General features: G+C 73.8%; 10 protein-coding genes. 3 read left to right on the forward strand and 7 right to left on the reverse strand.

Annotated elements, in window-relative coordinates:
* Positions 1–44 precede the first annotated feature (44 nt).
* Complete coding sequence (locus tag GA0074692_RS20200; RefSeq protein ID WP_091646760.1) at positions 45–4991, forward strand: SCO7613 C-terminal domain-containing membrane protein; 4947 nt, start codon at positions 45–47, stop codon at positions 4989–4991.
* Positions 4992–5144: 153 nt separating this feature from the next.
* Here GA0074692_RS20200 and purE read toward each other — a convergent pair whose 3' ends face one another.
* From purE to mca, 6 genes are all read right to left on the reverse strand, one after another.
* Positions 5145–5636, reverse strand: a complete 492-nt coding sequence (gene purE / locus GA0074692_RS20205) for a 5-(carboxyamino)imidazole ribonucleotide mutase (protein ID WP_091646761.1) — start codon at positions 5634–5636, stop codon at positions 5145–5147.
* Positions 5637–5739: 103 nt separating this feature from the next.
* The gene (locus tag GA0074692_RS20210) at positions 5740–6903 is read right to left on the reverse strand and encodes a 5-(carboxyamino)imidazole ribonucleotide synthase (protein WP_091646762.1); all 1164 of its coding nucleotides are present in this window, start codon (positions 6901–6903) and stop codon (positions 5740–5742) included.
* 128 nt (positions 6904–7031) lie between these two features.
* Complete coding sequence (locus tag GA0074692_RS20215) at positions 7032–9071, reverse strand: thioredoxin domain-containing protein (RefSeq protein ID WP_091646763.1); 2040 nt, start codon at positions 9069–9071, stop codon at positions 7032–7034.
* 120 nt (positions 9072–9191) lie between these two features.
* Positions 9192–11693, reverse strand: a complete 2502-nt coding sequence (locus GA0074692_RS20220) for a putative bifunctional diguanylate cyclase/phosphodiesterase (RefSeq protein ID WP_176738719.1) — start codon at positions 11691–11693, stop codon at positions 9192–9194.
* Between the two features lie 254 nt (positions 11694–11947).
* The gene (locus GA0074692_RS20225; RefSeq protein WP_091646765.1) at positions 11948–12214 is read right to left on the reverse strand and encodes a hypothetical protein; all 267 of its coding nucleotides are present in this window, start codon (positions 12212–12214) and stop codon (positions 11948–11950) included.
* Between the two features lie 48 nt (positions 12215–12262).
* Entirely contained in the window at positions 12263–13144 is an 882-nt protein-coding gene (mca, locus tag GA0074692_RS20230) for a mycothiol conjugate amidase Mca (protein ID WP_091646766.1), read from the reverse strand.
* 206 nt (positions 13145–13350) lie between these two features.
* Here mca and GA0074692_RS20235 point away from each other — a divergent pair, with 206 nt between their 5' ends.
* A complete protein-coding gene (locus GA0074692_RS20235; protein ID WP_091646767.1) occupies positions 13351–13785 on the forward strand; it encodes a DUF4307 domain-containing protein in 435 nt (144 codons plus the stop codon).
* Positions 13786–13993: 208 nt separating this feature from the next.
* Positions 13994–14494: a transcription elongation factor GreA gene (gene greA, locus GA0074692_RS20240; RefSeq protein ID WP_091646768.1), complete on the forward strand. Its 501-nt coding sequence runs from the start codon at positions 13994–13996 to the stop codon at positions 14492–14494.
* 138 nt (positions 14495–14632) lie between these two features.
* Here the strand turns inward: greA and ilvA are convergent, their stop codons facing one another.
* The gene (ilvA, locus tag GA0074692_RS20245; RefSeq protein ID WP_091646769.1) at positions 14633–15853 is read right to left on the reverse strand and encodes a threonine ammonia-lyase; all 1221 of its coding nucleotides are present in this window, start codon (positions 15851–15853) and stop codon (positions 14633–14635) included.
* Positions 15854–15888: the final 35 nt, after the last annotated feature.

Below are 15888 nucleotides of genomic sequence, written 5' to 3' on the forward strand. Positions count from 1 at the left end.
AGTGGGATTCCACAGTGCGGGGCAATCGGTCGGAGGGGTAACTCGTGGCTAGCTTCCAGTGCTCCTCGTGCGGCCAGGAAATCAAGCCGGCCCGCCGCTGTCCCGTGTGCGGGGCCGAACAGCCACAGTGGGCCGCGCACATCGCCAAGGTCGAACGCTCCATCGCCGAGATGAAGGTGCGGGAGGCCGAGATCGCCCGCGAGCAGCGGCAGATCGCCCAGAAAATGCAGACGGCGCTCTTCCAGCGGGACATCCTCGCGGCGGCCGGCGAGGAGAAGCTGAAACAGGCCACCAAGCCTCGCCGGGTGCTGCTGCGCCGCCGCGCCGCGCGCCGGACCTCCGATACGCCGACCGGCGCCGCCGCCACCGGCTCCCCGACCGGCTCGCCGACCGACGCCCCGCGCCGGGTGCCCCGCCAGGGGACCGGATCATCGGACGGCCCACCACCGACCACCACCACCGCCGCCTGGCTCGACGCGGACGACCCGGAGCACCCGCCGGAGGCGTCCTCGCGGGAGGTGCAGAACATCCCGCTCGGCCTGGGCGCGCTGCTCATCGGCGTCGCCGCGGTGGTCTTCGCCGGGGTGGCGACGTCCTCGATGGACGCGCTGACCCAGTTGCTCATCCTCCTCGCCGCGACCGCGCTGATGCTGCTCACCGCGCCCGTGGTCGCGCGCCGAGGGCTGGTCTCCACGGCCGAGACGATCACCGCGGTCGGGCTCGTCCTGGTGCCGCTGGACGGGTACGCGCTCTACGCCGTGGCGCTGTCCGGGTCAGGGGCGGTCCCCGGTACGGTCTTCGCCGGGCTGGTCTTCGCGCTCACCGCCGGGGTCGGCTACGGCTACGCACACTGGACGGGCCTGCGGGTGCCCCGCTTCGCCGCCGTGCTCGCCGTCCAGCCGGTGCTGCCGCTGCTCGCCGTCAACCTGGTGGGCGGTGCCGCCGGCTGGGCCCTGGTCTTCACCGTGGTCGCCGCGATCGACCTCTGGCTGGCCCGGTCCCCACTCACCCTCGAACGTCCGGTCACCCCGTCGCTGCCGGACCCGGACTGGGAGCGCCGGGCCACGGCCCGACCGGAGGGCGCGCCGGAGGAGGCCGGCGAGGTCCTCGGTGACCCCTCGACCACCACCCGAGCGGACCGGACCGTGCCCCGTCCGGCGGCTCCGGCCCGACCGGTGCCCTGGCTCGCGGGCCTGACCTTCGCGCTGCACGGGGTGGCCCTCGCGCTCGCCCTGGCGTACGCGGTCACCGGGCTGCTGCGCGCGGACACCCCGTTGCCGGTCCTGGGTGCGGCGGTCGTGCTGCTGCTGGCCGCCGGGGTGGCCCTGGCCGGGGCGCTGGCGCTGCGCCGCCCGCCCCTGCCCGACCTCGGTGCCGCAATCGTCACCCTCGCGGTGATCGGCGCGCTGGGTCGGGTCGCCGCGGTCGTCCTGCCCGGCCAGGTGGTCCTGCTGGTCTCCCTGGTGATCGCGCTGACCAGCGTCGCCGTCCGGGCGGTCCCGGACCGGATCCGGCGCGGGCCGCAGCTCGCCTCGGCGGTGGCGTTGACCGTCACCGGGCTGGTCGTCGGGGCCGGCGCGCTGTACGCCGGGATCGCCCCGGTCCGCGCGGCGCTGCCCGCCTGGGCAGCCGATCTCGACCGCTACCCGGCTGTGCTCGACGCGGCCGCCGGTCCGGGCGGCTGGCAGCTCGCCGTCAGCGCCCTGCTGCTCACCGTCGCGGCGGTGCTCGCACTCCCGACGGAGATCCGCCGGGAGTTCGCGGTGACCGGGGCCGCGGTGACCGCGCTGGCCGTGCCGGCGTCGTTCGGGCTGGGTTGGGCCGTCGCGCCGTGGCCGCTGGTGCTCACCGCGATCGGCATCGGTGTGGTCGGCCTCTCCGCCCACACCGTCCGGGCCGCCCGGGCGCACGTCCTCGCCGCCGGGGTGGTCGGGCTGGTCGGCGCCGGGGCGTCGCTGGCCCGGCCGGCGCTCACCGCCGCCGTGCTGCTCGCCCTCTTCGTGGGCGCGGTGCTGGTGACGCTCGCCCCCCGAGTCCGGATCGCCTCGGCCACAGCGGCGGACATGCTCACCGCCTGGGCCGCCGGGGGCGCGGCGTTCGCCCTGCCGGGCGCGGTGGCCGCCTTCGTGGCCGCGCTGATCCCCGCCGGTCCGGTGCTCACCCCGGCCGCCCAGCGGGAGATCACCGTCCCGATCCTCGCGTCGAGCTTCCTGGCCGTCTGCGTGACGCTCGGTTACGCGGCGATCGTCCAGGTGTCGCAGCGGGAGATCAGTCCCCCGTTGGCGGTCGGGGCCGGGCTGGGCGCGCTGGTCGTCGCCGGAGCGGCCTTCGTCGCACCCGGCACCACCTCCGCCGACGCCTGGGTCGCCGCGCTGCTGCTGGGTGCCGCGCTGCTGCTCTTCCTCGCGCCGACCATCGACGCCCGGGGCCGGGCCGCCTTCGCCCTCGACGGCGCCGACCTCGCCGCGGCGGCGGCCACCGCCGCGCTCGTCGCCACCCTGCTACGGATCGCGGCGGTGCTCGTCCCCGGCGCGCAGCTGCTGGTCGCGGCGGCGCTGGTGCTGCTGGTCGCGGTCGCCGCCCGGACGATGCCCGACGAGTGGCGACGTGGCCCGATCCTGGGCATGGCCGTGGCCGGGGCGATCATCGGTGCGCTGGCCGGCTGGATGGCCCTGCGCGGGGGCTTCGGGGTGATCGCGGTGCCCGGACCGATCTGGGCGGGGGACCTGACCGGCTGGCCGGCCGCGCCCGTCGGCGGCGCCACCGCGCAGGCCCCGGTGGCGCTGGTCCTGCTCGGTGTCGCCGCCGCGATCCTCCTGCCCGAGCCCTGGAAGCACGACGTCTCCGGCGCGGCGGCGGTGCTGGCCACCATCGGTGCGCCTGCCGCGTTCGACCTGCCCTGGTGGTCGCCGGTGCTGGTCGGTGGCACGGTCGCCACCGTCTTCGGGATGGCCGCCGTCACGGCGACCGACCCACGGGCCGGGCTCTCCCGGGCCACCGTGGCCGCGCTGGTGGCGCTGCACGGGGTCGGTGCGGGGCTGGTCCGCCCGTGGACCACCGCGCTGGCGCTGAGCATCGTGGTGCTGGTCGGGGTGACCGTCGCCGGACTGGCCCGGATGTTCGCCGGCCGGCAGACCGAGCGGATCGAGCTGGACGGGATGCCGCCGCACCTGGTCACGATCGGTGGTCTCGGCACGGCGGCGGCCCTGCTCGCGTTCCCCGGCGTGGTCGCCGCGCTGGCCGCCGAGGCCGGGCACGGCCCCCAGGTCCTGCTCACCGGCGCGCTGGCCGCGTCCAGCATCGGCGTGGCGGCGGTGGCCGCCCTCCGGCGGCGGGTGCCGCAGTACCTGCCGTACGCGAGTTTCGGCGTGGCCGCCGGGGCCACCGTCAGCGCGCTGGGGGCGATCCTCACCGGCCTGCCCGTCGGGGTCTTCGCGGCGGCGGCGGCCCTGCTCGGTGTCCTCGCCGAACTGGTCCGGGCCGCCACCATGCCCCCGGCCACCTCGGCCCAGCCGGTCGGCCGCTGGTCGGTGCTGATCGACGGGGCACTGCGCCGGATGCCGGACCGGATCGCCGACCGCCGCTGGCGGGTCAGCCCGGCGGCCGGCGCGCTCGCCGCCGCCGCGCTGCCGATCGCGCTGGCGGTGGCCTCGATCGCACCAGCCCTGGTGGTCGCGCTGGTCGAGCCGTACGGGACGCTGTCGCGGATCTGGGACGGCCCGCCGCCGCAACTGTTCACGCCGCCGGCCGGCGCGGCCGACCCGACCCACGTGCTGACCGCCCTGCTGCTCACCGTCTGCGCGGCGCTCGCCGCGACCGCGTTCAGCGGCGGACAGTACTTCCGGGCGATCCCGGTGGTGCTGCCCGGACTCGCGGTCACCGTGCTCATCGCGCCGATCGCGCTCGGCCGGGGCTGGCCGCAGACCACCCTGGCCGCGCTGGCGGTGTTCGCCCTGGCGATGCTCGGGTTGGCGCTGACCCCACCGCCGCCCGAAGCCGAGCGGGCCAGGTCGCTGCGCTGGACCCGGGTGCTGACCTTCGGCATCGGACTCGCCGGCGGCGGGGCCGGATTGGCCGGCAGCCTGGCCACCCGGGAACTGACCGTCTTCACCCTCGCCGGGGCGGTCGCGGTCGGTACGGTCGCCGCGCTGTTCGGCAGCTCCGAGCGGGCCCGCATCCTCGGCTGGCTGTTCGCCTCGCTGATGGCCCAGTTGCTGGTGCTCACCATCGGCCTGGTCGCCGGGCTCGCCCCGATCTGGTCCGCGTTCGGGGTGCTGGCAGTCGGCGCGGCGCTCCAGGTGTTCGCCGCCCGGCTGCCCCGACTCCGCCGGCCGGAGGCGCACCGTGAGGCGGCCACCGTGGAGTGGAGCGGGTACGCCGCCGCGCTGATCGCGCTGGCCCTGGCCTTCGACTCGCCGCGCCACGTCGCCGCTCTGCTGGCCGGCTGGGGTGCGGTGCTCGGGGTGGCCGCCACCCGGCCGGGCCGCCGCCCGACCGAGCGGCGCATCCTGTTCTGGTCGGTGGTGGGCTGCGAGATCGTCGCCTGGTGGATCCTGATGCGGGTCGCCGACGTGGCGCTGCCCGAGGCGTACACGCTGCCGTTCGCGGCCCTCGCCCTGCTGGTCGGGGTGCTGGAGCTGCGGGAGCGGCCGGAGCTGAGCAGTTGGGTGGCGTACGGGCCGGCGCTGGTGGTCGCGTTCCTGCCGACCCTGGCGATCGTGCTGGCCACCGACTCCAGCATGCTCCGGCAGGTGTTCCTGCTGCTCGGTGCGGTGGCCGTCCTGGTCTGGGGTTCGATGACCCAGCAGCAGGCCCCGGTGATCGTCGGGGCGGTGGTCACCGCGTTCGCCGCGCTGCACGCGCTGTTCAGTTTCGGGCCCTGGCTGGCGCTGCTCCTGGTCGGCCTGGTGCTGCTGGCGCTCGGCGCGAGCAACGAGCGCCGCCGCCGCGCCCAGGACCGCCTCCAGGCGGCCCTCCGCAGCATGCGCTGAACCCACCGGCCCCGCTGCACTGCCGCCCCGGCCGCCCTCCGGGCTGAGGTGGTAGCAGGGGTCCCCTGTTACCGCTTTTTGAGTAGCAAGGGTCCCCTGCTACCACCTCAGACAAGAGCTGGCGGGGGTTCGGCGGGGCGGTGGGAACGGCGCTCAGGCCAGCGAGGCGCGGAGTGCGGCTTCCTTCTCGGCGACCATCTGTTCCAGGCTCGCCTGGTACGCCGTCATCCGCTCCCGGAGGATCGGATCCGCGGCGGCGAGGATACGGACGGCGAGCAGACCGGCGTTGCGCGCACCGCCGATCGACACGGTGGCCACCGGCACACCGGCCGGCATCTGCACGATGGAGAGCAGCGAATCCATCCCGTCCAGGTGCTTCAACGGCACCGGCACCCCGATCACCGGCAGCGGGGTGGCAGAGGCGACCATGCCGGGCAGGTGGGCGGCCCCACCGGCACCTGCGATGATCACCTTCAGGCCCCGGTCGGCGGCCGAGCGGGCGTACTCGATCATCTTGGTCGGGGTCCGGTGGGCGGAGACGACGCCCACCTCGTACGCCACCCCGAACTCGTCCAGCGCCTCGGCGGCGGCCCGCATGGTCGGCCAGTCCGAGTCACTACCCATGATCAGCCCGACCGTGCTCATGCTGTCCTCTCCTCCGGCTGCGTGGCTCGCGAGCTCATTCCTCGCGCTCACCGATCTGGCCCCTTGTTCACGACTGCGGGGCTCGCAAGCTCACTCCTCACGCTCACTGGGCATTCCCGTCGCGGAGCCAGCGGGCGGCTCGCGCGGCGCGCGCCCGTACGTCGTCGAGGTCGGTGCCGAGCACCGTGACGTGCCCGATCTTCCGACCCGGCCGGACCTGCTTGCCGTAGAGGTGCACCTTGGCGCCGGGCTCGGCCGCGAACAGGTGGTGCAGTCGCTCGTCGATCGGCATCCCACCCGGCTCGCCGCCAAGCACGTTCGCCATCACCACGACCGGCGCGGTGAGCGAGGTGTCTCCCATCGGGTAGTCGAGAACCGCCCGCAGGTGCTGCTCGAACTGCGAGGTCCGGGCCCCCTCGATGGTCCAGTGCCCCGAGTTGTGCGGGCGCATGGCCAGCTCGTTGACCACCAGCCCGGTCGGGGTTTCGAAGAGCTCGACCGCGAGCAGGCCGACCACACCGAGCGCGGTGGCCAGGTCGATGGCGAGCTGCTGGGCGACGACCGCCAGCTCCTCCGGCAGGTCCGGCGCGGGGGCCAACACCTCGACGCAGATGCCGTCGCGCTGCACCGTCTCCACCACCGGGTAGACGGCGACCTGCCCGAACGGCGAACGGGCCACCTGTACGGCCAGCTCGCGGCGCAGCCGTACCCGCTCCTCCACGATCAGCGACGTGCCCCCGGCGAGTAGCGTGTCCGCCAGCTCGGTCGCCTGGGCCGGGTCGTCGACCAGCCAGACGCCCCGGCCGTCGTAGCCGCCCCGAGCCGCCTTGAGGACCACCGGCCAGCCGGTCGTCGTACCGAAGTCGACCAGGTCGGCGGGGGCAGTGACCGGCCGCCAGGCGGGCACCGGCGCGCCGAGTTCGGTCAGCCGTTCCCGCATCGCGTGCTTGTCCTGGGCGTACACCAGGGCGTCGGCCGGCGGGTAGAGCTTCACCCCCTCGTCGGACAGGGCGCGGATGTGCTCGGTCGGCACGTGCTCGTGGTCGAAGGTGACCACGTCGCAGCCCTTCGCGAAGGTGCGCAGCGCCACCAGGTCGGTGTGGTCGCCGTACCGCACGTCGGCGGCGACCAGCGCCGCGCCGTCGTCGGGGGTGAGGGCGAGCACGCGCAGTGACTGGCCGAGGGCGATCGCGGCCTGGTGGGTCATCCGGGCCAACTGGCCACCGCCCACCATGCCGACAACGGGGAGACCGGTACGGGAGTCCATAGCGGCGCCCAGCCTATCCGGGCCGCCCTGGGTGCCGGCACGCACCGCCTGACCTGGGTTGCAGGGGTCCCCTGCTACGCAAAAAGCGGTAACAAGGGTCCCCTCCTACCACCCCAGCCGGGTGTGGGCTACGTGAACTGGGTGAGCAGGTCGTCGACGGTGGTGACCGGGCGTTGGCAGACGAAACCCTGACAGACGTACGCCGTGGCGCGGCCGTCGACCATCGGGCGGTCCGCGAGCAGCGGCACCCCGGGCTGGTCCGGCCGGCCGGCGACGACCACCGCCCCGGGCGGGGCGTGCCGGTACGCTGCGGCGACCAGCGGGTCCCCGGCCGGGTCGTCGGTGACCACGGCGATCTCATACGGACCGGAGAGCAGCGCCTCGCCGACGGCTGCCGCGTACCCGGTGAACCGGGCGTGCCGACCGACCAGCGGGGCGACGGTGGCCAGGGCGGCCTCGGCGGCCTCCCGGTAGCGGGTCAGCCCGGTCAACGCCGCGTAGCTGACCAGCGCCGCGACGATCGCCGAGCGGCCGGACGGGGTGGCGTTGTCGGTCGGGTCGGCCGGCCGGGTGACCAGCCGTTCGGCGTCGTCGGCGGTGTCGTAGAAGCCGCCGTCAGGCGCGGCGAACCGGGCCAGCGCGGTGTCCAGCAGCCCGCCGGCCAGGTCCAGCCAGCGTCCCTCGCCGGTGAGCTGGTGCATCGCGCAGAACGCCTCGGCCACACAGCCGTAGTCCTCCAGCACGCCAGCCGGTTCGCCGACCACGCCGTCCCGGGAGACCCGGCGCAGCCGGCCGTCGACGAGGTGCACGGTGGCGAGATGCTCGGCCGCGTCCCGCATCGCGCCGTCGGCGACGATGGTGACGCCCTCCAGCAGGTTGTCCTCCGTGTCCTCGCCGGCCGCGCCCCGGGTCTCGACCAGGCGGACGAACTCCGCGATGGCGGTGATCGCCAGGCCGTTCCAGGCCGCGACCACCTTGTCGTCGCGGGCCGGTTGGGGGCGGGTGTCCCGGGCGGCGAGCAGCCGGCGGACGACGTCCTGCCAGCGGGCCTGCACCGCCGGGTCGGCGTCGTCGACGTCCCGGGCCAGCCGCAACACGCTCGTGCCGGCTTCGAAGGTGCCGGTGGAGGTGACCCCGAACAGGTCGGCGGCGAAGCGGCCGTCCTGCTCGCCCAGCACCTCGACGAGCTGGGCCGGGGTCCAGACGTAGGTGAGTCCCTCGACGCCCTCGGTGTCCGCGTCGAGGGCGGAGGCGAAGCCCTCGCCGGGGCGGTGCAGCTCGTCGGCGATGAACCGGGCGGTGTCCCGGGCCACCCGGGCGGCCAGGGGATCCCCGGTGAGTCGCCAGAGCTGGGTGTAGACCCGCAGCAGCAGGGCGTTGTCGTAGAGCATCTTCTCGAAGTGCGGCACGGTCCAGTGGCCGTCCACCGAGTACCGGGCGAACCCGCCGGCGAGCTGGTCGTGGAGGCCACCCCGGGCCATCGCCTCGCAGGTGTGCCGGACGATCTCCAGCGCCTGCCGGGAGCCGGTGCGCTGATGGTGCCGGAGCAGCGCGAGCAGGTTCATATGCGGCGGGAACTTCGGTGCGCCGCCGAACCCGCCGTTCGTGGCGTCGTACTCGCTGGCGAGCTGGTCGGTGGCGGCGTCGAGCAGTTCGGCGGTGAGCGGGGCGGTGAGGCCGCCGACGGCCTGCGCGCCGCCGATCGCCTCGACCACCGCGGCCCCCTGCCGGAGTACGGCGTCGCGCTGCTCCCGCCAGGCGGTGCCGACCGACTCGAGCAACCGGACGAAGTTGGGCTTGGGGAAGTACGTGCCGCAGAAGAACGGGGTGCCGTCCGGGGTGGCGAAGACCGTCATTGGCCAGCCACCCTGCCCGGTCATCGCCTGGGTGGCGATCATGTAGACCGCGTCGACGTCCGGCCGCTCCTCCCGGTCCACCTTGATCGCCACGAAGCCCTCGTCGATCAGGCGACCCACGGCCTCGTCCTCGAAGGACTCGTGCGCCATGACGTGGCACCAGTGGCAGGCCGAGTAGCCGATCGAGACGAGCACCGGCACGTCGCGCCGTTTCGCCTCGGCGAACGCCTCGTCGCACCAGGGCCACCAGTCGACCGGGTTGTCGGCGTGCTGGAGGAGGTACGGACTGGTGGCTTTGGCGAGTCGATTCACCGCACGACGATAATCCGTACGGCAAGCACGGATTGCGGCAACTCGGGCTCATACCGGCGCGGGACACCCCGACATGCCGCAACTGGAGTGGATCGAGGGCGACCGGCGATGGCGCGGCGGTCAGGACGCCCCGTCGGCGCGGAGTGGGAAGACGTTCGCGGTGGCCGAGTCCAGCAGCGACCCGAGCACCGCGGAGATCTTGTCGGCGGGCATCGGCTTGAAGAAGTGGTAGCCCTGGGCGGCGGTGCAGCCCAGCTCGGCCAGGGCGATCCGCTGCTCGGCAGTCTCCACCCCCTCGGCGACGACCCGCAGCCCCAGCTCGTGGGCGAGCCCGACGGTGGTCCGGACGATCGCCGCCGCCTCCGGCGAGTCGGCCATCCGGATCACGAAGGAACGGTCCACCTTCACCTCGTCCACCGGCACCCGGGTCAGGAAGGTCAGCGAGGAGAAGCCGGTGCCGAAGTCGTCCACGGCGATCTGCACACCCAGCGCGCGGAGCGCGCCGAGGACCTCGTCGACCACCTCCAGCTCGCTCATCATCACCGTCTCGGTGATCTCCAGGACGAGCCGGCGCGGCGGGACGTCGTGCCGGCGCAGCGCCTCGGCGATCTCGGCGGGCAGGCGGGGGTCGAGCAGGCTACGCGCCGAGATGTTCACCGAGATCGGCACGTCCAGGCCGTCCCGGGCCCAGCCGGCGGCGACGGCCAGGGCCTTGTCCAGCACGTACCGGGTGAAGGCGCCGAGCTGTTCGCTGTGCTCGACCGGGCCGATGAAGTCGGCGGGGGTGAGCAGGCCACGACGCGGGTGCAGCCAGCGGACCAGCGCCTCCACCCCGGTCGGCGCGCCGGTGGCCAGGTCCACCGCCGGTTGCAGGGCGAGTTGGAGCTGGTCCTCGACGGCCAGCGCCTCGCGCAGCTCGGCCAGCAGGGTCAGTTGGTCGGTGCTGCCCGCGTCCCGCGAGTTGTCGTACGAGGCGACACTGCCGCCGCCCTTCTTCGCCTGGTACATCGCGATGTCGGCCCGGCGCAGCAGCTCGGCCAGGTCGGCGGTGCCGGCGCCGGCAACCACCACCCCGACCGACACCTCCGTCGACATCCGCACCCCGGACACCTCGGTCGGCGCGGCGAGCCGCTCCACGATCTCCCGGGCCCGGCGCAGCGCGTACGTCATTGGGGCGCTGCCGTTGTCGACCACCGGCAGGGCGGTCGTCAGCAGCGCGAACTCGTCGCCGCCGAGCCGGCCGAGCAGGTCGCCGGGGCGGACCAGGGAGCCCAGCCGGCTCGCGGTCAGTTGCAGCAGGTGGTCGCCGGCATTGTGGCCGAGTGTGTCGTTGACCTCTTTGAAGTGGTTGACGTCCAGCAGCAGCAACGCCACCGGGTGACCGTGCGAAAGCTGCCGCAACGCCTCGTCCCCCCGGGACAGCAGCGCGGCCCGGTTGACCAGTCCGGTGAGCGCGTCGTGCACCGCGTCGTACGACGACCGCTCGGCGACCCGGCGCAGTTCCCGGTGCGTCGCCGCGTCGTGCAGCGCGGCGGCCAGGGCGTCCGCGAACGCGGTGAAGGCGTCCTGTTCGGAATCGTTCGGGGCGGTCGAGCCGGCGAGGCGGATCCGCAGTTCGCCGACCCGGGTCGCGCCGACGGTGAGGGTACGGGTCAGTCCGTTCCCGGTGGCGGGTGCGGGCTCCGGCGGGGTGCACTGCCGCTGGGCCACCCGTCCCCCGACGTCCCCCCGGTACCGCCGCCAACGGCCGCCGTCCCCGACCAGGTAGACGTCGACCAACTCGGCCCGGAAGAGGGTGAGCGCGCCGGTCACGGCGGCCGTGGCCACGGCCCGCTCGTCGAGTTGGTTGAGCGTCCCGGTGGTCTCGGCGAACGTCCGCCAGGTGCGGCGTTCCTCCTCGGCCCGCAGCCGGTGCCGGTAGGTCTGCTGGAGCAGCCAGCACGGGGGCGGCAGGAGCAGCAGCCAGCGCGGATCGAGGCGGATCAGCGCGATGACCAGCAGCCCGACCACGACGTTGCCGACGAACATCAGCAGTTTGCCCCGCAGCGCCGCGAGGACCGGCGGCGCGACGGTGATCCCGTGTCGCAGGGCGAGGGCGAGCCCGCCGAGGGCGGCACCGGTCAGCAGGTACGTCGACGCGCCGGCGAGCAGGGCGAGGGCGAGGGCCGGCGTGGGCGGGGCGAGGAACGGTTGGCCGAGGGCGCTGGTGACCACGACGCCCAGGCCGGTGGCGGCGGTGACGGTGGCGACTATCCGGACGAGGTCCACGACCGGACGCCGGTCGGTCAGCGACAGCAGGCCCCAGGCGAGCGCCGTGCCGACCAGTGCCGCCGCCGGCAGCCAGCCGGCCGGTGCCAGGTACAGCGAGACGATCAGCGCGGCCTCACCCCAGGTGATGCTCACCATTCCGGCCGTGGCGCGGAAGCGCAGCCGGGCGAACTGGGCGGTACCGAACACCGCGACGGCGATGCCGAACCGGGCCAGCGGGGGCAGCGGGTCGTCCGGGGCGAGTCGGACGGGCACGGCGCAACCGGCGATCGCGGCCGTCAACGCGACCACCAGGAGCGCGCCGACGAGCAGACGTACCCGGGCCGGGGTGTCCCGGAGACCGAGCCGGTCCAGCGCGCGGTGGCCCCGGTCCGGGGTCACGGCGCCCCTCCGTCGGGCTGCTGTCCGGCCTGTCGGCGGGCAGCCGGTGCTGTGTTGGTCACTGGCGCCCCCTTCCGCGCACGGCTCGGGGGCTGACGGTCCCCCGGCGGAAGGCTAAGCCAAACCGGGGGACGACAACAGGGGGCGTTACCCCGATTCGACCCGGATCATGCCGGAAGAACGCCTTGCGATGCTGCTGGCACGCGTGCCGAGCGTTCGTCGGGTTTCTACGGCGACGTGGGGCGGTCTGTCGGATCAACGACTGCCCGCTCGGTCGTCGGGGCCTCCCGGTCGACCTTCGCGGTCTTCGTCGCCGGCCCCTGGTCAGGGAACCGGTCCGGCAGGCGGCGCAGCCGGGCGTTCATGTTGCGGATCAGCAGCACGGTGGCCGTGCCGAGAACCACGATGAGGAACAGGCCCATCGGGCCGGCCAGACCACCGGTACGGGTGTCCCCGAAGTTGTTCTGGGCCAGCACCTGCACGGCGGTCAGCATGGGTTTCCTCCGGTCTGCGGACTACGACCAGGGTATCCCCCGGCCCGGTCAGCGGGCATGGGCCCTCTCCCGGACCCCGGCGAAGAGGTCGGACTCGGGCAGCGGGCTGTCGACCAGCGACCGGGCCAGCTCGAAGTCCTCGGTCGGCCAGGCGCGCCGTTGCAGCTCCATCGGCACGTGGAACCAGAAGCCGTCCGGGTCGACCTGGGTGGCGTGGGCGCGCAGGGCGTCGTCGCGGACCGGGAAGTACTCCCCGCACTCCACGCGGGTGGTGACCCGGGGGCCCTTGTCCTCCCGGTCCTCCCAGCGCTCCAGCCACGGGCCGTACGGGGACTCCAGCCCGGCGTCGAGCATCGCCTCGTGCAGCGCGATGACCTTGCTCTTGGAGAAGCCCATGTCGTAGTAGAGCTTCAACGGCTGCCACGGGTCGCCGAGGTCCGGGTAGCGCTCCGGGTCGCCGGCCGCCTCGAAGGCCGCGATGCTGACCTTGTGACACATGATGTGGTCGGGGTGCGGGTACCCGCCGTCCTCGTCGTACGTGGTCACCACGTGCGGCTTGAACTCACGCATCAGCCGGACCAGCGCGCCGGCCGCCACCTCGACGTCCTGGAGGGCGAAGCACCCCTCCGGCAACGGCGGCAGCGGGTCGCCCTCGGGCAGCCCCGAGTCGACGAAGCCCAGCCATGCCTGCTCGACGCCGAGGATCGCCCGGGCGGCGTCCATCTCGGCCCGCCGGATCTCGCCGATGTTGTTCCAGACCTCCGGCCGGTCCAGCTTGGGGTTCAACACGCTGCCGCGTTCCCCGCCGGTACACGTCACGATCAGTACGTCCACCCCCTCGGCGACGTACTTGGCCGTGGTCGCGGCGCCCTTGCTCGACTCGTCGTCGGGATGGGCGTGGACGGCCATGAGACGCAGTTGCTCTGCCAAAGCCGTACTCCTCGTCTGTGCCCGACTCCGGAACGCTGGCCGGGCGGGATGAGCTGCCGATATCTCCATCAGCCCCGGCGAACCCGGCGGTCGACCGGTCAGCATGGGCGCTGACCTGCCAACACCGTGGTGCGGACGGGCTGAGAGGATGGACCAGGCCCATTCTTCCCGAAGCCAGTGACGACGACGCCAGGAGATACCCGCCGGTGACCGAGACGCACGCCACAACTACACCAGGTGCACCGGTATTCCCTCCCGGCCGGTACGGCCGGCGTCGGGAACCCGGCCGACGGCGCCCGTGGTTGACCCGGGTGCTGCTGGCGGTCGCGCTCGCGGTCTCCAGCCTGGCCGCGTTCCGCCTCTACCAGCAGTACGGCGACCCGACCTACGACGCCCAGGTGATCACCTACACCGACATCACCGACACCCAGGTGGTGGTCGAGTTCCGGGTCACCGTTCCGCCGGGTGGGTCGGCGGTCTGCCTGCTGCGGGCCCGCGACGTCGACGGGGTGGAGGTGTCCCGTGAGCAGGTGACGGTGACCGCCCCGGGCGACGAGCGGAGCGTCACCACCCGGCACCGGCTGGCCACCTCCGCCCGTCCCTTCATCGGCGAGGTCGTACGCTGCCGCGCGGCGGCCTGAGCCCACCCGCCCGGTCGAGTCCACCAGCCCGGATCGAGTCCGGCACCGGCATTTCCTCGTCGCCCACCCTGCTGTTGAGCTGCGGAAACACTTCTACGCAAGGGCATCGGGTGATCACCGGCGGTATTCATCACCCCGGAGTCGGGTGCGGCACTGGTAACTTGGTAGTTCACCTGTCAGCCAGCCCGCACAACCAAGGAGACCGCCTGTGTCCACCACTGGCAACGAGGCGCCCGCCACCTGGCTGTCCCAGGACGCGTACGACCGCCTGAAGGCCGAGCTCGACGAGCTGATCGCCAACCGCCCGGCGATGGCTGCGGAGATCAACGCCCGGCGCGAGGAAGGCGACCTGCGGGAGAACGGCGGCTACCACGCCGCCCGCGAAGAGCAGGGCAAGCAGGAGGGACGGATCCGCTACCTCCAGGAGTTCCTGCGCACCGCCCAGGTCGGTGAGGCGCCCAGCGCGGACATGGTCACACCCGGCATGGTCGTGACGATCTACTTCGACGACGACGCCGACGACAGCGAGACCTTCCTGCTCGGTTCGCGGGAGATCGCGTCCACCACCGACCTGACCGTCTACAGCCCGGAGTCCGCCCTCGGGCAGGCCATCCTGGGCGCGCGCGCCGGGCAGGCCGTCACCTACACCGCGCCCAGCGGCGCGGACATCAAGGTGACCGTCGTCTCCTTCGAGCCCTTCGCCGGCTGACCCGGCCGCACGGCAAGCCGGCTGACCCAGGCGCCCGGCGACTTCCGACGCCATCGGGCGCCCGGCAACCTACCGACGCCACCGACCGCCCCGGCAACTTCGGACGCCGGCGCCGAGGCGTGTGACCCCGTACGGGCCTCACGCCTCGGCGCCGGCGAAGACCTGGTAGCCGCTGGCCCGTAGCGCGCTGATCAGCGTGTCGGAGTGCTCACTGCCCCGGGTTTCCACCGACAGCCCCACCTCCACCTCGCCGAGTCGCAGGTGCGGATGAACCCGCTGGTGCACCACGTCCACAACGTTGGCGCGGTGCTCGGCGATCTGCGCCAGCAGGGAGGCGAGCTGTCCGGGCCGGTCCACACAGCGGACGGTGATCCGGAGGAAGCGGCCCGCCGCCGCGAGTCCGTGCTCGATCACCCGCAGCATCAGCAGCGGGTCGATGTTCCCGCCGGACAGCAGCGCCACCGTCGGTGAGTCCACCTCGACCACGCCGGCCAGCAGCGCCGCCACCCCGACCGCGCCGGCCGGCTCCACCACCTGCTTGTTCCGTTCCAGCAGCATCAGCAGCGCCCGGGAGATGTCCTCCTCCCCGACGGTGACCACCTCGTCGACGAGCTTGTGCACGTGGGCGAAGGTGAGGTCGCCGGGACGACCGACCGCGATGCCGTCGGCGATGGTGCCGAACGCCGGCAGGCGTACCGGCTTCCCGGCCACCAGCGAGGGCGGGAACGCCGCCGCCCCGGCCGCCTGCACCCCGATCACCCGTACGTCCGGACGGAGCGCCCGGACCACCACGGCCAGCCCGGACACCAGGCCGCCGCCGCCGACCCCGGTGATGATGGTCCGCACCTCCGGGCACTGCTCCAGGAGTTCCAACGCCACCGTGCCCTGGCCGGCGATCACGTCCGGGTGGTCGAAGGGGTGGATGAACACCGCCCCGGTCCGCTCGGCGAAGGTCTGCGCCGCCACCAGGGACTCGTCCACGGTCGCCCCGACGAGTTGCACCTGTGCGCCGTACCCCTTGGTGGCCGCCACCTTGGGCAGCGGCGCGTTCACCGGCATGAAGACCGTGGCGGTCGTGCCGAGCAGGCCGGCGGCGAGCGCCACGCCCTGCGCGTGGTTGCCGGCGCTCGCGGCGACCACGCCCCTGGCCCGCTCCGCCGGGCTGAGTCGGGCGATCCGCACGTACGCGCCCCGCACCTTGTACGACCCGGCGCGTTGCAGGTGCTCGCACTTGAGCCAGACGGTCTCGCCGAGCGCCGCGGTGAGCGGGCGCGAGGGCTCCAGCGGGGTGACCCGGGTGACCCCGGTCAGCAGCTCCCGCGCTGCCTGGACGTCGGCCAGGCCGACCAGCTCTGTCATGCCCCGATGGTGCCACCTGCGGCTGGAGTGCTCGT

The sequence above is a fragment of the Micromonospora pallida genome (assembly GCF_900090325.1).
Taxonomy (GTDB): Bacteria; Actinomycetota; Actinomycetes; order Mycobacteriales; family Micromonosporaceae; genus Micromonospora; species Micromonospora pallida.

What these genes read in the sequence shown, in the direction of transcription:
- purE (WP_091646761.1), bottom strand. Translation starts at nt 5,636, where the DNA reads ATGAGCACGGTCGGGCTGATCATGGGTAGTGACTCGGACTGGCCGACC.
- GA0074692_RS20210 (WP_091646762.1), bottom strand. Translation starts at nt 6,903, where the DNA reads ATGGACTCCCGTACCGGTCTCCCCGTTGTCGGCATGGTGGGCGGTGGC.
- GA0074692_RS20225 (WP_091646765.1), bottom strand. Translation starts at nt 12,214, where the DNA reads ATGCTGACCGCCGTGCAGGTGCTGGCCCAGAACAACTTCGGGGACACC.
- ilvA (WP_091646769.1), bottom strand. Translation starts at nt 15,853, where the DNA reads ATGACAGAGCTGGTCGGCCTGGCCGACGTCCAGGCAGCGCGGGAGCTG.